Annotated in this window: 12 protein-coding genes and 1 tRNA gene; 5 read left to right on the top strand and 8 right to left on the bottom strand. The window is 43.3% G+C overall.

The annotated features are described in order from the left end of the window. The first annotated feature begins 269 nt into the window (after positions 1-269). Positions 270-354: transfer RNA gene (locus Pan241w_RS02020), tRNA-Leu, on the top strand. 241 nt (positions 355-595) lie between these two features. Next, a complete protein-coding gene (locus Pan241w_RS29600; protein WP_232107328.1) occupies positions 596-724 on the top strand; it encodes a transposase in 129 nt (42 codons plus the stop codon). Positions 725-914: 190 nt separating this feature from the next. Here Pan241w_RS29600 and Pan241w_RS02015 read toward each other — a convergent pair whose 3' ends face one another. The 8 genes from Pan241w_RS02015 to Pan241w_RS01980 all read right to left on the bottom strand — a co-directional run bounded on the left by Pan241w_RS02015 (position 915) and on the right by Pan241w_RS01980 (position 19,087). Then, positions 915-1,469 carry a hypothetical protein gene (locus Pan241w_RS02015; protein ID WP_145210188.1) on the bottom strand — a complete coding sequence of 185 codons (555 nt, stop codon included), beginning with the start codon at positions 1,467-1,469 and terminating at the stop codon, positions 915-917. A gap of 80 nt (positions 1,470-1,549) precedes the next feature. Beyond that, positions 1,550-5,626 (bottom strand): glycosyltransferase family 4 protein, encoded by a 4,077-nt coding sequence (locus tag Pan241w_RS02010; protein ID WP_145210185.1) that lies wholly within the window; start codon positions 5,624-5,626, stop codon positions 1,550-1,552. Positions 5,627-5,759: 133 nt separating this feature from the next. Further along, positions 5,760-6,476 (bottom strand): hypothetical protein, encoded by a 717-nt coding sequence (locus Pan241w_RS02005; RefSeq protein WP_145210182.1) that lies wholly within the window; start codon positions 6,474-6,476, stop codon positions 5,760-5,762. A 97-nt stretch (positions 6,477-6,573) separates the two neighbouring features. Then, complete coding sequence (locus Pan241w_RS02000; protein ID WP_145210179.1) at positions 6,574-8,481, bottom strand: AAA family ATPase; 1,908 nt, start codon at positions 8,479-8,481, stop codon at positions 6,574-6,576. Between the two features lie 540 nt (positions 8,482-9,021). Next, on the bottom strand, positions 9,022-9,684 hold the full coding sequence (locus Pan241w_RS01995; protein ID WP_145210177.1) for a DUF6882 domain-containing protein: 663 nt from the start codon (positions 9,682-9,684) through the stop codon (positions 9,022-9,024). A 167-nt stretch (positions 9,685-9,851) separates the two neighbouring features. Then, entirely contained in the window at positions 9,852-10,409 is a 558-nt protein-coding gene (locus tag Pan241w_RS01990) for a hypothetical protein (protein ID WP_145210174.1), read from the bottom strand. A gap of 12 nt (positions 10,410-10,421) precedes the next feature. Further along, the gene (locus Pan241w_RS01985; protein ID WP_198000277.1) at positions 10,422-18,617 is read right to left on the bottom strand and encodes an RHS repeat-associated core domain-containing protein; all 8,196 of its coding nucleotides are present in this window, start codon (positions 18,615-18,617) and stop codon (positions 10,422-10,424) included. 11 nt (positions 18,618-18,628) lie between these two features. Then, complete coding sequence (locus tag Pan241w_RS01980) at positions 18,629-19,087, bottom strand: hypothetical protein (RefSeq protein ID WP_145210168.1); 459 nt, start codon at positions 19,085-19,087, stop codon at positions 18,629-18,631. Positions 19,088-19,263: 176 nt separating this feature from the next. On the opposite strand from Pan241w_RS01980, the gene Pan241w_RS01975 reads away from it, so the two are divergent. The 3 genes from Pan241w_RS01975 (at position 19,264) to Pan241w_RS01965 (ending at position 22,821) form a co-directional block, all read left to right on the top strand. Continuing rightward, on the top strand, positions 19,264-19,857 hold the full coding sequence (locus Pan241w_RS01975) for a pentapeptide repeat-containing protein (RefSeq protein ID WP_145210165.1): 594 nt from the start codon (positions 19,264-19,266) through the stop codon (positions 19,855-19,857). Between the two features lie 1,230 nt (positions 19,858-21,087). Beyond that, on the top strand, positions 21,088-22,110 hold the full coding sequence (locus tag Pan241w_RS01970) for a glycosyltransferase (protein WP_145210162.1): 1,023 nt from the start codon (positions 21,088-21,090) through the stop codon (positions 22,108-22,110). A 105-nt stretch (positions 22,111-22,215) separates the two neighbouring features. Beyond that, positions 22,216-22,821 (top strand): class I SAM-dependent methyltransferase, encoded by a 606-nt coding sequence (locus Pan241w_RS01965; protein ID WP_198000276.1) that lies wholly within the window; start codon positions 22,216-22,218, stop codon positions 22,819-22,821. The last annotated feature ends 9 nt before the right edge of the window (positions 22,822-22,830 follow it).

The raw sequence follows: 22,830 nt of genomic DNA, 5'->3' as shown, positions 1-22,830 counted from the left end.
GCAAAACAGACGATCAGCCAGGCCGCTTCAACTCAGAATAGCCCTGATTGCCTGTCAAAAGCGGGGCGTAGTTTACAAAAATGCAGATTTTACGGGAGGGGAAGTTTAAACTCATTGCAGGTCCAATTTCACAAAATCCCGGTATTTTCCCCCGTGGATTGCTAGTGTCATCCCTTGAAGGGCCTCCCCGGATTGTTATACTGGGAAATCCTCGTGATTGAGCTGATCTTCATTCATCCGTACAGGATGGAAGAACTGACTCAAAAAATGCCCAAGTGGCGGAATTGGCAGACGCGCTAGCTTGAGGGGCTAGTGGGGGTAATCCCCGTGGAGGTTCGAGTCCTCTCTTGGGCACTTTGATATAAAAGGACTTAGAGCAATTCAGCTCTGAGTCCTTTTTTCATTGAATGGAATCACCGCGGACAAATCGCGGACAGAATTTCAATGAGATTGGAATTACATTGGATTCTGTAGATACCGTAATAGGGGAGCCTTCGGTGAAACACTTTTCACTACAGGAAAGGGATTGGCATGCTCCCCTTAACTTGAGCTATTTATTGTGAGAGTTTTCAATAGAGAAATTAAGGAGACAATCATGACGAAACGACGTAGAAAACGACATACCCCGGAGCAGATTATCCGTAAGCTCCGTGATTCCGAGACGATGCTGAATGCCGGAAAGACAATCGGTGAAGTCTGCCAGCAAATGGAGATCTGCGAATAATCCTTCAATCGCTGGCAGACTCAGTATGGCGGGATGAAGGCCGAAGAAGCCAAGCGTCTCAAACAACTGCACAGCGAAATTACCTAACCCAACCTTCATAAGACCTGGTACACGTTTTTAAGGCAGCTCAATCTCCTAAACTTCAGATTTTGGATTGTCCCAGACTTCCAACAAGTAAATTAGCCAGACCTTATTTATAGTTCACATACAATAAATCAAAGTCTTCTTTGAAATGCTCATAGATTATTTCTCTTAGCTCTGCATTCCAGCCAACACTATCTTTTACTGCCTTATAACCTGCATAAGATTTAGATTCATTCATTCTAGGAATTGGAAAATTCTTTGCCGTCACAAAAGGAAGCTGAAGAAGCTCTTCTTCTAGGTTCGCTGAACTAAAAACTAGATCAGCAGCATCAATATAGATTTTCTGTAGCGGTAGATTAATATGTTTTTCTTTGGTGAATTCTTCAAAACCTAATTTTTCATCCATGTAAAGATGTGAGAACAGATAAAAAGATTCCCAGCGTATAAAAGGTTCTCTAGTTGTCGTAAATGCTTGATAGTCTTTGAATTCTTCAGGAATATCAAATCGATGTCTTTCTACAAAAGGCTTATCAGGAATTCTTTCTTCAGGATCATTAAAGTATTGAAAATTGAATTCATCTTTCAGCCAATTACTTACACTGATTCCCGCACACTTAGGACAATGCAAGAAAATCGATTTTAAATTGTGATTGATGAGCATATCAAAGCTTCGTATTGTATCATAATTTTGATTAGTATATCAATTTCTGGATCCTGATAAGGGGGCAAAGTCAAATAATGTTAAACCGTTATAATAGTTCCATTTAAAATCATTGATTCAAAGCTGCTAATATATTCTGAAGGATCAAATTTCTGAACTGCGACCTGATATGCCATTTCAACTCTTTGATGATTCCGATCCGCCTGCTTTATTGCTTGAGCTAGTTGGTCAAGACTAGGTTCGAAAGGAACTTCGATGGCAAGTTTACCATATTCGGGTTCGAAATCCTGAAGAAAACCGACACGGGTTGATACCACGGGACATTTTGCCCCAAATGCTTCCATAGTAACTTGAGGTCCTCCCTCTTTAGGAGAAACAACAACAAGGCAATCCAAGACACCTAAGATCGAACCAATGTCTTCTGTTCGAGGGATGATTGTAACTTTATTACCACAGATCTGTTTTGCCTGCTCAATGACCTGCTGTTCATGGACTCCCTCTCCAACGAGCAAAGCGTGATAGTCATCACCCATTTCCCGTACCGCATTTACAACCGCTAGAGGATTTTTACCATTTTCAAATCTTCCGATATATCCAACAATTTTTACACCATCTTTAATTCCCCATTCGCTCCTCAGTTGTGATCGATCACGTTTTGCAATACACCGATTGAAGTCGAGACCATTGTAGATTACGTTTACACTGTTTCTCATCCATTCTGGAAAACAGTTTTTCCCCCCTTCAGATACTGCATGAAGTAAATGTTGTTTCCCATATTTTAAACTTACATCAATGTTTTTTCGGGTCCATTCACATTCCCCATGCGCGGATGAAATAACGACTACTCTATTCCAGTCAGTTTGATCCAGTTCCGGATTTGTGGCAATTGAGCCCCAAAGATTGACAACATCAGATCGATTTACAACAGCTTGATGGGCATTGGGAACGATAGTTACAAGCCCTTGAAATCTGGGATCATCTACACTGCAATAAATTGGACAATGATTTAACACTTCCCTGGCTGTTTCAGGATCAAAAGTCCCTGGCCCCTGTATGGCGATACCTGACCATCTAATTTTGTTACTACTTTGATTTAATAAAGTAATTATTGCACGCGAAACCCCACCCATTGAGCAAGTGCTAATACAAAAGCCAACTCGTGTCTTTGCTAATTCGAAATGGACGGCATTTTCAAACTCCAACAGCATCTTCGAAGGGCTGAAGGTTCTCCAAGCAACAGATTTAGCTCGTTGTACTTCTGCTGATTTGAAACCCGACCTCTTCACCGCATTAGCTAGTTCGTCTGGTGTAGGATTCAGATTTATACGATGTGTTAAAGTACCATGTTTTTTTTCCAATTCGGGAATCATTCCAACTGGGGTTGAGATAACAGGGCATCCAGCAAGCCATGCTTCAGCTGCTACCATTGGGCCTCCCTCTGCAGGGGATGCTATGATTAGCCTATCTAATGCAGCTAACATTGATCCAATATCTTCTGTTTTATCGAGAATTGTACAACGTGGTCCACAGAGTTTGTGAATCTCTGACCGTAGACTAACTTCAGCGTAACCATTCCCAATGTAAACAGCATGATAACCTTCACCCAACTGCTTTACGGCTTGAGCAGTTGCAAGAACATTTTTGTCGTTCGCCATTCGTCCCATGTAACCAATCGCAGTTACAGTTTCTGAAATCCCCCATGCTTGTCTTATCTTCGCCCGATCAATAGTCGGTGCACATCGTGAAATATTTACTCCATTATAGATTACATGCACAGTGTCATGTAATTCTTCTGGGTATGCATTAACCGTTTCTTGAGAAACAGCAAGGTGAACATGTTTCTTACCATACTTAAGCGCAGTCCGTATCTGGTTCTCACTGTTAATACAGCTTCCATGAGCTACCGTGATGATTGTTTTATCCTGGAAATCTGTTAGATCAAATAAGTCATGAGGCTGAGTATATCCCGTCAAATAAATTACATCACTATGATTGATCACCTCTTGAAATGGATTGCTAAACTCATCAATCGAATAGATATTACAAAAACGTTTTATTCTTTTTCCAACGTCATGGTCATAATTCTTGAAAGTAGAAATAGCAATTCCAGCCCATTCCATATGAGGCATTATAGGTGCTTCCATTAAATTCAGAAGTTGGCGTGAAATACCACCAAACGCCAAATCATAAAGAATGAATCCAACTTTTATCGACGACTTACAAATGTAATCTTCACGAGAACCATCGACTTCAGTCGCTTTAGAAGAATTCTTGTAATTTCTTAGGAACTGATCTGATAGTTGTTTGCTTTTTACGATTGACGTTCGCTTGCTATCGAGAGGCACATGACTCACATTCGGAAAGCTGTTGCTCTTTAATTTTTGATTCTTGTACTCTTTGAGTTTTTTAACAATATGGGACTCATACTCTTTTAGCATATGTTTTACATCAAACACTTTTCGCGATATGTTCCATGCCCTCTCAACAATTGGACTAGCTCTAGTCGCTTCCATTACAGTTTGAGCAATCTGACATGGAGTTGGGTTATCCGGTACATGAAAAACTAATTGCCCATATTTTGACTCAAGTTCTGGAATAAACCCAACTCTTGTTGAAACGACCGGACATCCAGCAACCCAAGCTTCTGATACCACAATCGGACCTCCTTCAGAGGGAGAGGCTGAGATTAAACAATCCAAACCTTCAAACACAGAGCCGATATCTTCGGTACGAGATATTATAGTACAACGTTCACCACAAATATCCTTTACGCGACTGATAACATTATCGTTATCGAGCCCTTCCCCAACATAAATAGCATGGTAACTCTCTCCTAACAGGGAAACGGCCTCAGCAGCTGCAAATATATTTTTTCCTGGAGCGAACCTACCAACGTACCCTAACGTGATAGTTTCTGGGCTAACCCCCCAACGTCTCCGGATTTCACTTCTGGTAACGGTAGGCTTACAGCGCTCAAAATCAACTCCGTTATAAATTACTTTGACATGATCCTGTAAGTGACTCGGGAAGACTTCGACGCCTTTTTGCGATACGCTAGTTAAAATTGATTCGTTGGCATAACCTAGGCTAGTTTCAATATTTTTTTGTGTCCATTCATTTTGTCCATGAGCAGTCACAAGCATCGGCTTTTTCTTCCAATTTGTGATTGCCAGTTCTGTAGTAGGAGAGGTATATCCCCACAAATTAATAACGTCAGACCGATCGAGGACCATTTGACAGGCGTTTCCGACAACAGAAACCAAACCTCGGAATTCTGGATGATCAATAGATGAATAAATAGGACAGTGCTTTAAGATTTGTTTGGCAGTATACGGGTCAAAAAGAAATCCACTTCCAATGGCAACTCCTGACCAGCAAAAGTTATGGTCGCAATTTGAATTCATCATATTGATCAAACTTCTTGTTACTCCTCCCATTGACAATGATGGAATACAAAAGCCTAATATGATCTTCTTGCTGTCAAATCCATTAACATGTTTAGAATGTTGAGGCTTGATTTCCTGTGGAATATAATTCCTTATTTTCCTATTCAAGTTTCGTTTTTGTCTTTCGACTGGTTGTAAGGAATCACGGGCAATAGCATCAGATGAATATAAAACCTTCCCATCTCGCATTATTAAATCGGGTTGAATCTCAGAACTCACTTTTGCCTTCATGTTGTCGTCAATCAAAGTTTTTGTCTTAGAATGTTTCGACAAGCAATGTAAGTTTTGTTGAAACTGTGAGACCTCTGTGTAGATTACGTTAAAATAATAAGTCCTTTGCCAGCGTTTAATAATGTGCTTTGTTGAGGATGTTGAATGTGATTTTCCATCAGTACGGATTTCAAGGATGCAGCCAGATTCTTCTAATAATTCAGGTAGCAAAAAGCTGTCTGGCATTCTATTCGACGATAAAATCAATCGAAATTCACTACTATACCAGTGGTGCATCAAAGAACTGATTATTTCTTTTAGATTCTGAATGGACAGAAACTGATTATAATGGATAGAAATTCTTTTTGGATTAATATAGTTAGACCAATATTTGATGGCGTCTAATGTAAGTTCTATTTTTTCTAAAGATACATGCGACGAAAGAATATTATCAGAGCTTGTGGTAAGCTGTATCTCTAGGTGCGCACTTTCCATTCTCATAAAATAAACATCCTTCCGATTACCCTCATTGATACTAAGTCAGGGAAGTAGAATAAGTGTGCAAATCACTCAAAAAATGTTTGCCATAGAGGTGCAATTCGAACATGGTGGCCTAATAATTACTTGGATTCTCTTAGCCAGACTCAAATTCGCATTGTTCTCGATAGTCCTTAGCTTGTCGATTTCCACTAGCTGTTGCTCTGGGATAAATCGTTGAAGATTCACCAATATGCTGCGCTAGGCTGGGCGAGTGAACAAAATAAGGAAGGTTGTTACGTTCACACCAAAATCCAACAACAGAATCGATATGATGTAAACCATCTGCAGGACCAAAATCGCGATGATTGAGTACCATTGAATCACATAATATAGCTCGAGCGGAGGGGTTCGAAAAAATATAAGCGAGAGCCCCCCAACTATCCCATCCTCGATCTTCTCGGATAAAGCCAGGTTTTGTCGCTTGGGGATAATGGCTGGGACAATAGATTGAAATGACTCCGATTTGTTTCTCTGGCCATAAAGTGAACTCCAGGTAATCCCGTAAGTCAGTCGCGAACAAGACATCATCCTGGCATAGCAAAAATGCTTCTGCTCGTGGATTACGTAAAACTAGTTCGGTTAATGCTAAATACCAGTTGGGAAATGCTCCCAAAGTTTCGTCTCTTCTTGACACAGGTAGTCGGTTAAATTCAGAAGGGATTTCTACACCTGGTTCTGTAAATAGTCGAGGAAAATCCCACCCCGCAGCTTTGAGACTGTCTAGGGTTTGAAGTAGTGTGCTTTTCTTGCGTGGTGCTGTTGTAACGCCGACAGCCCAGTGCTTGACATTTTGAACTCTGGAATTATCCATTCGAGAGCACTTCCTAAATATTAATATTTATAGTGAGAGGTCAATCTGTTGATGAGTTGAACACAGGAAGAATATTTTACAGGTTTGTTAATATCTATTAGACATGGTTAAGTTCGATTCCAGTTGATTCTTCAGCGGTAATAAACTCAATCGAAAGTGAATCAGCGATATCATCTGTTAAATAATCAAGTGAGTTTACTTTGATTACCGAAGCCTTCTGGTAATCGTCAGGATCATTCTGGGCTTTCTCCTGAATCTTTGATTCCACTATGTCTGAAACGAGACGGCTTATAATGCGGCCTCCTTCGCGTCCATTCGAAGTTTCGTTCAAATCGTGTCCTTTTTTTCCAATCAATCTGGCAACATCAGGATGACATTCAATCGTTTTCTGGCGCTTAATACTCCACTGTTTACTCATATGATTGAGACGACGTCCGGCAATTCCAATCATAGATTCTTCATCCAGAGAATTGAAAACCATAATTCTCTTGATCCGGGAAAGAAATTGAGCCGGAAAAACAGGTTGGCTTGATCGCTCATGTCTTACTTTTGATAAAATCTGTTTGACTCGCTCTGCAATTTCCTCAGCAGGTGTTCCATTTTTAGACATTTGAGATATTTGTTTGTCACCTGCATTGGTGGTCAAAATGAAAATCGCCCGATCTGCATACGCTTTTTGACCGCGTTGGTCTACTATCCATCCTTCATCAAACAGATTCAAAAAAGGCTTCCAGATATTGGGGTGGCATTTTTCGGCTTCGTCCAGCAAAAACACCGAATAGGGATCCGAGTTCAATTCGTTTACAAGACGCCCCCCCTCTTCATGACCGACGTAACCTGGTGGTACTCCCATAATGCCGGAAACACTGTGTGGCTCAGTATAATTTCCCATTGCATAAACCTGGACAAGACGAGAAGTTGAATAGAGTTCGGCAATGCGTTTGGCCAGTTCAGTCTTTCCGACGCCTGTCATACCAGCAAATAACATGACAGACGCTGGTTTGCCTGGTTCATTTAAGCCGGATTTAATCAAACTCAGTTCGTTAGCAACCAGACGAACCGATTCGTCCTGCCCCACGACTGCATCCAATAAAGGGTCTTCAAATCCAGTCGTCTGAGATTCTCCGGAAATGGTTTCTTCTGGTATCCCTGTCTTTTCTGATATGGCAGCAACGATATCAGATAAGTTGATTTCATCTCGATTCAGATTACGTTGTGTGCGATCGAAGTCGATGTTGGCACAAATCTGTTGAAGTAAATTGACCGATTTTGCAGGATGGCATTCATTGAGTATAAAAGTTGATGTGAGTGCGACGGCGCGTTCTGCTACACTTGCATCGATTGAGATCTGATAAGTATTTTGAAGTATCTCAGCTTGTCGTTCGGTAATTGTGTTCGCAATTTCTTCAGATGGTTCATCCAATTCGACACGGGTGAAATAATCGAGCATCTGCGCATCACTGCTGATGAGGTCGTTGAACTCCCAGCTTGACATCACGCCGATCACGCGTAGATTTGGTCGACTGATCATGGACCGTAAGAGAGGTTTATTAGAGCCGCCCTGGCTGCGTCTTAAAAGCGATCCAATTCCATCCAGGCAGAGTACAATTCCCTGCATCTTGGAAATACTTGCAAAAATTGATTCCAGACAGGCACGGCTGTCTTCAGGGCCAACATTATTACAATCCAGCCAGAGAAACCGTTCGTTACTCAGGAAGGGACTCTCGCCCTGTGAATTGTTCAGCGCAAGGGAGCGGATTAACGTGGTCTTGCCGACTCCTTTATTGCCCGTAATCAGGACATGTTTCCCGGGCATATAAAGCGTACGCAGAATTTTATCAACCGCAAATCGAATCCGGTCATCATCAACAATTCCATGCTCTAAAGGACCGGGATTGCTGTTAGCCCAACTTGTTAAATCAACAACTGGCAGTAATCCAGCAAGGTGTTGCAAAACGTCATTGGTTTGATCGACATTAGAGTTTTGAACAAATGATCGTTCCATGTTGAGGGGCAACCTTCAGTAATTAAACTATATTGAATACCCAAACAGGCCAACTTGAATATACGCTAGTGCAAGTGGCTCCGTTCAGATTGGATGGAATAATGTGTTGGTCTTTAATGAAACTTAAGATGTTGTCAAGAATTACTTTAGGGAGATACTAAATACGTCTGAACGAGTGAAGTATATACAAGAGGTCAGATTGCTTCAAGAAAAAACTACACGCTTTTACCTCCCTATACTTTGTTTCTGTTTAGTATGTGATATGAGATTAAGTTTATGTAACTACTGTTTCACCTGCCCAGCAGTTGTTTTGAGAGAATTAGGTGAATTGAGGGGGGGGGGATTCATAACCGCAAGAACCACTGGCTGCTGCATTCAGCGAATTGCATTAGTTGGATAATTCTTCTTTCAGAGACGATTTAGTTGTGGACTCACGCCCCAAGTGGGGGCTGCAGGGAGTTACCTTCCACACCCAATTCCAGTCAGATTGAATTAGACTACAGATTAGATTTTTAATATTCTGTAAAATGGAGGAATAATTCAGAGGATTGAAGTTTTCAGTTCCTGTAGTCGATGAAATTCATCAAATGATGCGCGGAGGACTACCTGCTCCTGCTGCCGGACAATGATTGTGTTCCCGGTCTCTTCCGGCTCAAAACCATAATGGTTCAGATAATGCCGTAATGCGACCTGATGATTTTCGACTTCTCTTTCAGAGATGATCTGGGGAAAGACTGTGATAATCCGTTGCAGACTATTTTCGACTGACCAGGGTATCTGCGGTTCGACGATGAGCAGCAACACGGCTCCCCCAGCATGAGGCCCTCGATAATAAGCCTGCCCCAGTTGTTCGCCGACGGCGATCATCCCCAGGGTATGGCCATCGATTGATTCCAGTGAAAGGCATGGTTCTGTCAGCTCGGGAATATCCGCCTCTTCTCCCCACTGTTTCATCTTTAAGGCAGTCTGGATTCGTTCAGGATGAAAGAAACTCATTTCATTCGCCCAGGACCAGAGCCAGGTGGCATCTGCTTCCGCTTCTGTTCCCAGGATCTCCGCCTGGAAATGATAGCGGTCGCCAAACGACAACACGCCGGTGGAAACATCATAATGCCAGTCGAGACCTTCAATCAGATCAGCCAATAGAAATTGTCGATCAAGTGCGTAGCAGTAGTGCTGATCAAGGAGGGAGGAGATATTCATTCTATACTTCAGTTGACGATCAATGCTCAATGTATGAGTTAAGGGGGGGCTCGAATTCAGCATGGTCTCAATAGACAGCATTGATCCGTGGATTTCATAATTGAGCTTGTCTGTGTTTGCCAATCTCTCTTCTATTAGTTTTTATTGTTCGCATCATATCTATCTCATTAAAATTTTTGATGTTCGAGTGGTTTAAAATAAACATCTTTCGAATCAATTTTATAGTTATCAGAACTTGACCAGCCAAATTGAGAATAGTCCAATTTTCCTGCAAATAAATAATACAAAAATTTAGTTGTGCTCATCTGAAACTCTGCAAATATTCCATAATCATACACAGTGAGGACTTCCCAATCATTGGGATCATCTTTTTTAGATAACCAAAAATAGAAGACCCTGGAATCCGAGAAACCCCAAAGAAATATTCCTCCCTTTTGAGGGTAAATTTCGTACGGGATATATTCATCCCCTTCAGCATCCTTAAAATCTGAAATTATTTCATTGTAAAAATCTAAATTATTAGTGTAGCTAGGGTCAGCAATATTTAATGGAGTTAATATCGCACCTTTCCCTTTACACCAAAATTCTCCACTCCCATATACTGATAAAAAACGCTGAAAATCATCTGGTATTTTATCTATATAATTTTGTTTTGATAAAGAATGTATAGGTTGATTGGGGGGAGGAACTAACTTTGTTATTTCATTGATGTAGTCGATACTCATAAAAACCCCTTTCTATTTCTTTTTACAAGCTGATGGCACAGGTTTATTTGGGTCGTTATCAACGACAGCATCAAGCTTGAATTTATTTCCATTCATTCCTCTTGCTTTTATAGTATAACTTTCAGGAACAAGTGGGTCTGAACCATAGTTTATTGTGATAATCAGTTTTATACATCCACATCCTAAGGCATCACCAATTCGATTTTCGCAGGTTTTATATCCACTAAGATTTACTCTGGAATATTGTGGAGTGAAATTACATGATCCGGTCTGACCTCCAAAACGGGAGGCAATAACATGTCCTTGCTGCCAACGTGAACTGCTATAAGGTGGCGTTTCCCTAAATTTGCCCCACCAGGGTGGGGTGTCTAAGTTTGTTCGAGCAGAATCATTTACTATTATTGCAGTACCTCCTGTCGAAACTGTTATTGGTTCAGGATACCAACTTACGTCGACGGTCTTACTTCTACATTGTGTATGTTGATTAGAACTTGGGCATTTTTCTGACGCATTATGCACGAGCATTCCACTTTGTCCGACGCGATAAACGTGATCGCCATCGACTTCGATATTATAAACGCGTTCGGGAGTGCGTTCCAGATTGCGGTTGGTAAATTGCCGTAAGCCGTTGAGTGACTTCAGACTATCACCGGGCTGGAACTCGTCTGCGGGAACCCAGGTTTGTTCTTTGGGAGCCATGAGTTCCAGCGTGATCTCCCTGACTGCGGTAGCCAGAGACGCGAAGGCCTGTTTCTTTTCTGTTTCGACAGGCAGCGAGTAGATGGAAGGTGATTCACAACCGCAGGAGCTATTGACTGCTGCATTCAACGAATTACAACATGCGGTTAATTCTTCTTCCAGGTTCGTTTCAGCCGCGGTTTCGCGCCAGAGGGGATGCCCGCCGGTGACGCGGAGCGGCGTAGATTCGCCTTCGATATCGAATTCCAGGCATTCGCCGGTTGAGTGCGCGAAGGTCGCGGTAATTACACGACCAGAGCCGGTTTCGATTTCCGGACAGTCGTCGATGGCTTCGACCAGCGCTTCCCCTTCCACGCCCATTTCGGGCATATCCAGCCAGAGCGTCTCGCCCACTTCCGGCTGATGCAGACGGAACCAGTCCGGATCACGCAGCAGCTGCAGATGAATGGTTTCGTCATCCAGACAGGGTAGTGTGAGCGTGATCACCCGATGCGCGGCCCATTCCAGGCTGGTTGGTTCATAGGGTACTTCACCTGTCCGTTCATCCGGCAGGTAAGTTTTCACACGCTGACCAATGCAAAGCGTTTCGATCGCTTGTGTCCCCTGTGGTGTATGCACCAGCGTGCCGGCACCAAAGCAATTTCCTGCATTACACTTCCGACATTTGGTTTCACAATTACCCCCGCTGGTATTTCCACCACCTTGACCACCCGTATCTTCGGTGTCACAAGCTACTGGTAATGCGCAATTGCCTGATTTACATTCATCGGGTGGTCCTTGAGGAAACAGGCTTTTCAGTTTTTCCATGACCCATTTAAGCGCTTTCTTGATGGCATTTTCGATCATGCACTTAAAGTTGCAAATTGCTTTTTTGATACTGCAAAGTACATTTTTGCCAAGTGCTCCAGCTACAATTGCGGCAATGAGAGCTTCGATTGCCGCTGTAATTAATCTGTAAAGAATATTGCATATTTGGCTGATGCTACAATTGCCATTGTTAAAGCAGCGAAGTGCTTGCAGGAATCCTTCAAAGATCCCCTTGACAATGCTACACCCATCCTTGATGAGTTCGCCCAGGTTACATAATTTGCCAATGATTCCTGAGATTAAATTGAGAACAAAGTCTTGAATAACACCGAGAATATTTTTTAACAGAGTTCCCAAGGGATCTTTTAAGAATTCATTAAATGCATCTATGGCTCCCTGAACGACTTCTTTTATCTTCTCTCCTGTTAGCCCAAGCTTACCAAGTATACAACTGAGAAAGCCGCCACTATCAGATGAACTCCCTCCAAAAATACAGTCAATGGTTGTTTGCACAATGGTAATTGCCATATCGACAATCCATTGAATGATGCCAGTTGATTTGTCAAATACAGTCCCGGCAACTTGCCAGGCCAATCGGGCAAGATTTTGTAGTGAGAGACCAATTGCACTAGCAATGGCTGACCAGTTTCCGCTGAGGAGATCTCCAACATTGATATCAAGACCAGAAAGCCTGCCTAAAATACCGCTGATTAAGTCTTCAATATTTGCTTTTATTTTCTCGTAAACGCACCCAAGAGCTGCTTCAAACAGATTATAGAATTCTCTAAGGGATCCTAATCCAAGCTTGGATGCCTCACAAATGATATTGGGAATCACTCCTGCGGCGCCCAGGCAATTGTCACTTAAGTCACTTAAGTTACAGAGGATTGGACAGACTTTATTGATCCAGTAACAAAGACCTTCTGTATCTTCTTCTGCTGGTTCATCGTTCGATGAATTATCACTACACTCATCATTCGAATTGCATTCTCTGGGGAGCAAGATGGAGAGGTAGCTATCTCGGATAAAATCATCTGACTTAGTCCACGCGTGTTGCCCAAAACTGGAATCGGTAAATTCACCTTGTGCAATAGCCGTAGCAGTATCCAGAGAAACTTCGCAATTCCAGAATTTTTCATTAGCCCCTCTCCGATCCGGTTTAAATTTAGTAGGATCTGATTCTAAAAGCGTCCCGATTCGTATACGTTTCGTACCTTTACCACAATTCGGACCTTCAATTAAAAGCCAGACTCCTCGCGGGAATCTTGGGTCCTGATTTGTTACGATTGTGTGTAGACCACTCGGATCTGTTAGAGTGGCTGCATTGTTGCCAGCATAGCGATAGAGGTTAATATCACCTGCGGCAAAACCAAGTGGGTCTTCTGATTTGAATCGTCCTTCATCGGCACCATAGATACGATTGCGGAGACTGTACAATCCGCTTTCAGAATCCCGATAATATCCCTCTTTCCCAATCCATTGATAGGGGTTAATGGTCGTACCCGTACTGCTCTTCACCTCTCCGAATACATCATAGAGATAACTGTCGGTGACAGTTTCTGTGTCATCCGTTATTTCACTGGTGCTACCTAGTGGATCAAAGTGATAGAAGCTACTTTCGGTGTCGCGTTCTTGGCTGATAAGATTACCATAAGCCTGTGGCACGACGGTATATTCCGCTTCGATTGTACCTATTTCGTCAAGTTCCAGAATGATATTCTGGTCATCCCACATATAGGACGTGTATTCCAAATCTGTCTCTTTCGACAACCGGTATTCGTTACTCTTCTTGTTAACTGGAGCATAGGTATAAGTTACGATGTCACCATTTGGACTTTCGACATTTGCAAGCTGATTTTCATACGTCCAGGAGTAAGTAGTAATATCACCAACTGAGTCTTCAATAGAACGTTGGTTACCATCTTTATCATAAATATAGGTTGAAATCCCAGATGATTCCTCACTGTTTTGTAGCCGATTAGCAGCGTCGTATGTGCTTGTTGTAATACCTATGTTATCTTCCTTCACGAGACGGTTACCAACAGCATCATAAACAAAGGTAGTAATAGTGGTGTCAATAGAATCGGTATAACGTTCGGAAAGCACCTGTGAAGTTGAATCGTATGTCCAAGTGGTAATGTCGCCATCTAAATTTATTCGCTGGGTCCGATTTCCAGAAGCGCCATAGGTATCCGCAAAGGAAGAGAAGGGAACATTGCCTGAAGTAAAGTGCGTAATATGAGTTTCTCGACCGGCTGCATCATAGACCATACTGGTGCGAGTTCCATTAGCCAGCTGTTTTTGAATTTCTCGGCCTGCAGAATCGTAAGAGAAAGTCGTCCTTTCATTGTGCTCATTTATGAGAGTAGTGAGTTTACTACGTACATCATAAGTATAAGTTGTTCTTCCAACAAAGGTCTCACGAATTGATCGTTGGCCAATGGCATCGTAAGTCCAGGTAACCCTTTTTCCAGCAGGCCAGGTCAAACTGCGTACTTGATTTAAAGAATCGTAGGTACGAGTAAAGGCACCTTCGCTGCTGTTGATCACAAGTGGATTGCCGATGGCATCATAGGTCCATGTCGTTCTCGCGCCATCAGGATAATGACGTTGAGTTTTACGACCAACGGCATCATAAACATACGAAGTCCGAATTCCTTCAGCATCAATTCGCACGTTTATGCGACCTGCTGAATCATAAATGGTGGTTTTACGATCCTGGAGGGGATTGATTTTGACAATTTCACGTCCCATTGCGTCATAAAGGAACGAAATTCGATTATTTCGCGCATCCTGTAAGGCACTGACTTGACCAGCCTGATCAAGAATACTCGTTGTACGAAAACCATTCGCATTTACCTCCGCAATGGTATGCCCGGCGGCATCATATACGGTGGTGGTGATCTCACCGAGTGGATTGATGCTGGCAACAGAGCGCCCCGCCAGATCATAGACGGTAGTAGTGCGTGCTCCCAGGGCATCGATGGCGACAACGGTGCGACCGGCACTGTCGTAGACAGTGGTGGCGATTTCATTCAGCGGATTGATGCTGGCGATGGCCTGGCCGGCGGCATCGTAGGTCGTGGTCGTGATCTCGTTCAACGGATCGGTTATGGCAATGGCGCGGCCGGCAGCATCGTAGGCGGTTGTCGTGATCTGGTTTAACGCGTCAATCGTACGAATGGCCTGGCCGGCAGCATCGTAGACACTGGTCGATCGATAGCCCAGGGCGTTGATCTCAGCGGTTTCCTGCCCCACTGCATCGTAGACGGTCGTCGTAATCTCACCGTCGGCATTGATGGTGCTGATCTTCTGACCAATGGCATCGTAGGTCGTGCTGGTTCGGTACCCCAAGGGGTCTATCTCAGTGATTTCCTGCCCCACCGCATCATAGACGGTCGTTGTGCGTTCCAGTAGTGGATTGACGCTGGCAATGGTGCGACCGGCGCTGTCGTAGACGGTAGTGGAGATTTCATTCAGCGGATTGATGCTGGCAACAGCGCGGCCGGCGGCATCATAACTCGTGGTGGTACGGTCGAGCAGTGGATTGATGCTGGCAATGGAACGCCCGGCAGGATCATAAACGGTGGTGCTGCGTTCTCCCAGTCCGTCAATGGATGCAACTTCCTGGCCAGCGCTATCATAGACGGTGGTCGTGCGCTCGTCTTCCGGGTTGATGGAAGCAATGGTATGCCCGGCGGCATCATATACGGTGGTGGTGATCTCACCGAGTGGATTGATGCTGGCAACAGAGCGCCCCGCCAGATCATAGACGGTAGTAGTGCGTGCTCCCAGGGCATCGATGGCGACAACGGTGCGACCGGCACTGTCGTAGACAGTGGTGGCGATTTCATTCAGCGGATTGATGCTGGCGATGGCCTGGCCGGCGGCATCGTAGGTCGTGGTCGTGATCTCGTTCAACGGATCGGTTATGGCAATGGCGCGGCCGGCAGCATCGTAGGCGGTTGTCGTGATCTGGTTTAACGCGTCAATCGTACGAATGGCCTGGCCGGCAGCATCGTAGACACTGGTCGATCGATAGCCCAGGGCGTTGATTGTGGCAATCTGTTGACCAGCGGCATCGTAGACGGTCGTCGTAATCTCACCATCGGCATTGATGGTGCTGATCTTCTGACCAATGGCATCGTAGGTCGTGCTGGTTCGGTACCCCAAGGGGTCTATAGTAGCGCTTATCAGACCGCGCAAATTATAAATCGTCGTCGTGCGGTCCCCATTGGCACTAACTTCTGCAATTTTTTGACCAGCATCATCATACACATGAGTACTTCTGTAACCAAGTGGATTGATTGTTGCTATCTCATTTCCGTCATCGTTATAGACAGAAGTAGTGATCTCACCTAACGGGTTAATTGTGGTAATTCTATTACCATCTAAATCATATGAAAAAGAAGTGGTGTTACCGAGGGGATCGACCGTTGCGACGACTTTTCCATTTGCGTTATAGACTGTTGTTACTGACTCATTAAGAGGATTGGTTTCGGCAATGGCACGGCCTGCGGCATCATAAGAAGTCGTCGTCCTGTTACCAAGGGGATCAATAGTTGCAATTGGCCTTGAAGCATTATCAAAAACTGTTGTTGTCCGATCACCTAACGGGTTAATTATTGCAATTGCCCGATTGTCATCGTCATAGACTGTAGTGGTTCGGTAATTCAAAGGGTCGATCGTAGCGATTACCAAATCATCGCTATTGTAGACATTTGTGGTGACATATCCGAGCGGATTCGTTGTTCTGATTTGACGTCCCAGAGCATCGTAAGAAAATGAAGTTCTGTTTCCTAAAGCATCTACTGATGCCAGTAAGTTATTGCTTGAGCTATAAATAGATAGGTTACTTTGTAAGTCTGGATTTGTAACAGAAATTTGATTTCCATCGGCATCATAGGCAAATGTCGTGCGAAAGCCTGACGCATCGACTTTGGCAATTACGCGCCCATCATTGTCCAGGAGATTTGTTGTAATTCGATTGAGGGGATCAATCGTGGCGATAGGCCTGGCATTGATGTCATATAAAGTAGTTGTCCGATACTGCATTGGACTAATCTTGGCGATAGGACGCCACAGATTGTCATACACTGTTGTGGCTAATAAACCAGAGGGGGATTCCGTTCGAATTGGCTTGCTGACGCTATCGTATGCAATTGTCACTCGTGTCCCCATCGGAGAAATCGTGGCGATTACTCTTTGGTTTACATCATAGACAGAAGTCGTAATTAATCCCAACGGATTGATTGAACGGATTGGATTCCCATTTTGATTATAAGAGTAAGTCGTTCGTTCGCCTGTCGGGTTGGTTTCAGATATCAGTAGATTATTTTCATTTCTCGAAAAAGATGAAACCAAACCCATGGGGGAAGTCTTAGTCGCAACCTGGTTATATTGGTTGTACGAGAAACTAGTGCGTTTTCTTGATGGTGAGATTGTTGAAATAGGATTGCCATCGCTATCATATACGTTTGTTCTCGTATAGCCCAACGGGTTAACAGTACTAGTTTGGAGACCGTTTGAGTCATATGCACACGTTATTCTTGATCCGTTGGGACTTTGGATACTATTGATATTCCCAGATGAATCATGAGTCAGCGTCGTTCTCGCACCATTCCAGTTGACCCAACCACGAAGTCTATTGTTTGAGTAATACTTATAGCTTGCGACGTTCTGAGTACCAGTTTCAAGCCCAGATAAATATTTCTCTCCTTGGCTGCCAGTATGCGAGCTAAAAGAAGTTCTGATTCCTGAGGGAGAAACCATTCCAGCTGGATATCCATTATCATAAGGATATGACCATAACTGCCCATTTTTTTCAGTACTGGTAATGTTGCCGATGTCATCATAGGTAACAGTAGTTCTACGATGATTTGGGTCAATTACAACCTGTTTATTCGAAGCTGGGTAAGTAAAGGTGAATCTGGTCCCGATCGGATACGTTAGAGAGATAACTCGTGAGTCTTCATCATATGCGTAAGAAGTAATATTCCCGCTAGGCTTTTCAATTGCAGTGATATTACTACTATCTTCCTCATAAGATATTGTATATGTTCCTCCTCCAGCTGGAGTAAAAGTTTTAAGTTTACTTTCCTCATAGGATAATTTCGTTTTACGATTACTCGAATCTATAATCGTAACAATGTGTGGCTGAGGGTCTTCATTGTACTCAAAAGTAAAACATAGACCGTAAGGGCCGACTATGGTGTCTGGTACAGATAAAACGCCAACTTGTTTTCGATTTATCTGCCAGGCAGAACCAGACTGATTTATTTCAACGAGACAGCCATCCTCATTGAAAGTCCACTCTTTGTTTTGGACAAGATCTGAAAGAGTCCATCCTGAAAGGTTTTTGCGCAGAGTAAAGCTTGTACCATTTGATGACGTATAATTCCCATTTGAATCTTTGTCATTGAACTCGTAGGCTCCTCCATCCCCTAAAATAACAAGAACGTTATCTATATTTATTTCGCTGGACGAAGACGAACTGGACGAACTGGACGAACCATTTTCGGGTTCGAAAGGGATAATACTAGCATCAAAATTCGGTATAAAACCAAGGCCACCAACCCCATCAATTGCAAGTGTAGACTGATAGGAAAATCGTGGTTGAAAGATATTTTGACCATCTCCTGGAGGAGAGAAAGAACCTCCAGTGGATCCATCCACTTGAGGTGTGAATAAAAACCTACTCATATTGAAAATCCTTATTTTGGGCATTTATTATCGGGATCGGGAGGAAGGATACCTGGTGTTGGTGCAGCAGGGATTGTCGGTGGTGGACCTCCTGATCCTCCTGTTCCACCACCAGCTGTTGGTTGCCCTCCAGGACCAGTACCTCCAGTACCTCCGCTTGTAACAGGTCCTTTAAGATAATAGAATCGAATCGTACCACTCCATAGTTCTTCTTCAGTTTTTATACACCTGATTTGATATGTTTGTACTGTAGTCGTAGTTGTTGAATCAGGCATAATGCCAGAAACAACGAGGGTACCTTTTATGGGCGGCTGCTTGTCATTGATTATCCACTCAAGGTCCTCCTTTTTGCCACTACTTAAAGCAGCTTTTAATGCAGCACCTTTTGAAGATGTTGCACTGCATTTGAAATTAGTAGTTTTAAGCGGTCCATAATCTCTGACTAATTCTGTCTCCCCTTCTCCAGACACCCCCGAAACGACAGGGCACTGCTGAGATGACGAAGAACTAGACGAAGAACTAGACGAAGAACTAGACGAAGAACTAGACGAAGAACTAGACGAAGATGAAGACGAGGTGGATGATGATGTTGATGTACTAGTTGAAGATGGATTATAAATTGAAGAACTGGATGAAGAAGAACTAGATGAAGAAACGCTGGTCGACGGTGCGGCTGATGAAGAAGATGACGACGAACTCGGTGCTGACGAACTCGGTGCCGAAGAACTCGGTGCTGAAGAACTCGGTGCCGAAGAACTCGGTGCCGAAGAACTCGGTGCCGAAGAACTCGGTGCTGAAGAACTCGGTGCTGAAGAACTCGGTGCTGACGAACTCGGTGCTGACGAACTCGGTGCTGACGAACTCGGTGCCGAAGAACTCGGTGCCGAAGAACTCGGTGCCGAAGAACTCGGTGCCGAAGAACTCGGTGCTGAAGAACTCGGTGCCGACGAACTCGGTGCCGAAGAACTCGGTGCTGAAGAACTCGGTGCTGAAGAACTCGGTGCCGACGAACTCGGTGCCGACGAACTCGGTGCCGAAGAACTCGGTGCTGAAGAACTCGGTGCCGACGAACTCGGTGCTGACGAACTCGGTGCTGACGAACTCGGTGCTGACGAACTCGGTGCTGACGAACTCGGTGCTGAAGAACTCGGTGCTGAAGAACTCGGTGCCGACGAACTCGGTGCCGACGAACTCGGTGCTGAAGAACTCGGTGCCGAAGAACTGGGGGACGATGAACTAGAAGGGCTTCCCGAAGAGCCAGAGTTGGCTAAGCTGGAGAGCATGACCATGGCTCCAATGCTCAACTCTGGTGCAATATAAAATGATTTTTGGGTTGAATCTGAATCGGAAAATGAGGCTCGAATATATTCTGGCCAACCATTTGCAATTGCATTATCGGCAGGCAAATTTGTGTTCAATTTTAGCAAAATTGAATTTGATAAATCACAAATGCTGTATGCAGTCCATTCAGGACCTTGTAGATCTCCTTCTAGTTTGAACCAAAGTTCAAACGTTCCATTCTTTGTTATGTTAGCTACGAAAATGGCCCTATCTAGTTGTTTCTTGGGAATGAAAGATGACTCCCAGACACAGCTTTTCAAGCTACGTTCGTGTAAATTTAGCTGGTATTCACCATTAAACTCTGAAAGAGTTTTGTCAGCACCGTTGATCCAAACACAAACTTGATCAGAAATGGCAGATGGCCAATTGAGGTCAGCAGGATTCTCGTTCATATGATTTCAATCCGTCGAAGTGAACGTATGTAATTTAGTTTGAGAGAAGTTAAAGTATTTCCCGCAAGTTCACTCAGTACATGTACACAGTAATATTATGTTTTCTATTCACAAAAACTTGATGTTATTGGTCTGTCGTCTACTAATCAATACTAATCGGAAGTATAAAATGAGTTATTTCACTGGTTTTCTATTACAAATTATCATGTTGTTTTGTATGTTTTGGGCAATGCGTAGACTTGGTAGTTTGAATAAAGAAATATTTAAAGAAATGAAAGAAAATCAGTAAAGCGGGCAGGTGCGAATGTATACTTGTTTATATGTGCGTTAGCGATTCGTGGATTAGCTCAATTCAGCTATTCCAGAAGCATTTGAGTGAACAAAATGCACTTTTTCTGTCAAAGTCTTTATGTACATTTTGCTAGTAATTAAAAATGAATTCTTACTGAAAGTGAGTCGTTGAAATGATCGTTTATCCGCTGAGGAAATCCTAAGTAAAACAGTGAGTGATGTTATATTGCTCTAAACTACATTGACTAGAGTGAAACGGAATTAAGCTGAGTGTTCTCCTCTGCGAACTTAGCCTATTAGATTGTACGGGAGTGGGGTAATTGGACAGACTAATTCTATAGTATGGTCTAAGGATAATTTCAAAAAGATACCAGCTTAAAAGTTATTGCTTTCTCGATTATATTCTCTTTCTGTTCTAAAAAACTCTTGGTTAGAAGAATGATTTAATGATTGATGAACTTTGTATAATTGGGCATCCCAGTCGGCTTGGTGGGGCTGATACTGAACTTGATCACCAAATATATTGTTGGCAGGCAATGGGAATTGAAGTACATATTTGCCCGACTGGATCACTTGATGACAATCTAAAGGCAATGGAGATGGGAAAAAGGGGGTGTGTTTATCATCAAGCTAACGACTGGCCCTCACTCGATGGAATGCACTGTATCTCGTTCTGCAATGGTCAGTTTCTCAAGCACGTAGAGTTGATCAAGCGCTATGCACTTACGACTACTTTTGTTAATTGTATGTCCTGGAATTTCGATAAAGAAGTTGAAGCCCAGTCTAAAGGCCTTATCGATTTTCATCTCTACCAGACACAACATTCTTTTGAAAAAGTTAGTCCGAAACTAAAAAGCCTTGGGACTTACCGTCCGCTTTACTTTGTACCCTATTTTCACGCTGAAGATTTTCCATATATCGATAACCGATTGCAGGACAAATTTCGTTTTGGAAGAATCTCTCGTGATGATGGGGATAAGTTCAATTCAAGACAACTTTGGATCTACGAATCAATGACAGCTCCTGTAGCTAAAGAAGGTTTAATTCTTGGCTGGGGACCAAAGGTTGAAAAGAAATTCGGTCGATGTCCAGAATCGTATATCAATACTCTTCCACCTGGATCGATAAGCCAGCGTGCCTTTTATGCACAATGTGAAGCAATCATCATGTCGACCGATACATTCGAAAATCTTCCCCGCGTTGGATTTGAAGCAATGGCTTCTGGATCAATTCTGATTGTTGACAATCGAGGTGGTTGGAAACTGGAAGTGGAAGATGGTGTAACGGGTTGGCTTTGTAAAGACGAACGAGAATTTGTTTACAAGGCATCTCGTTGTGCGTTTGAAAACGAAGAGCGCAGCCGGATGAGATTCGCCGCACTTAAAAAAATTCAAAACGCGTGGGGATTGCAGCCTGCTATGGATTCGTGGGCACAAGTCTTCGCACAATGGGAGTCAGTGGATTCGTAACCCGTTGTTCTAACAAAGGTCGGATTTGGACTGGCACATTTACTCAATGGCGTTTCTTGCCTGACTATCCCCTGAAACACAAGAGCAATATATGGAGATATTTCTTTGACAGCACAAAACCAACCAAGTACGGACCGAGTTACTAAATTAACCGATATTCGTTGGCGCCGTGAAATTCCATTGTGGTTGAAATCAGAGAAGCTGACAATCCTGGCAGAAATTGGCGTTCGGGATGGGGACCATTTACATTCCCTTTTGAAATCCAACCCTGAGCAAATGGTTGCTATTGATCTGTGGAAAGATGACGGAGTGTTAGGGCACAATGATGCGTTGTTTAATCAGGAACAAATCGAGCGTTGTTACCAAAAAGTGTGTCGTTTGGGAGAACAACATTCTTGCTTAGAAATTTATCGAGGATTGTCTGCAGAAATCGCACCACACTTTTCGGATGGTCACTTTGATTTCATCTATATTGATGCAGATCATACCTACGAAGGTGTCTGCCAAGATCTGGAGCTATGGTGGCCTAAAGTTCGACGCGGTGGAGTACTTTCTGGTCACGATTATATTCTTCGAAAAAATCCAAAAGGCTTGGTCTTTGGAGTCGTTCCAGCCGTCCATGAGTTTATCGGTAGACATTTTTTACAAGAACAATTTTATTGCACATGGCCAGATGAGCAACCTGGGAACTGGTTCATTCGAAAAACCTGAAGGAGATCT

Source organism: Gimesia alba (assembly GCF_007744675.1).
Classification (GTDB): domain Bacteria; phylum Planctomycetota; class Planctomycetia; order Planctomycetales; family Planctomycetaceae; genus Gimesia; species Gimesia alba.
Note: the sequence above shows the minus strand (reverse complement) of the source record. Positions and strands in the feature narration are given on the sequence as shown.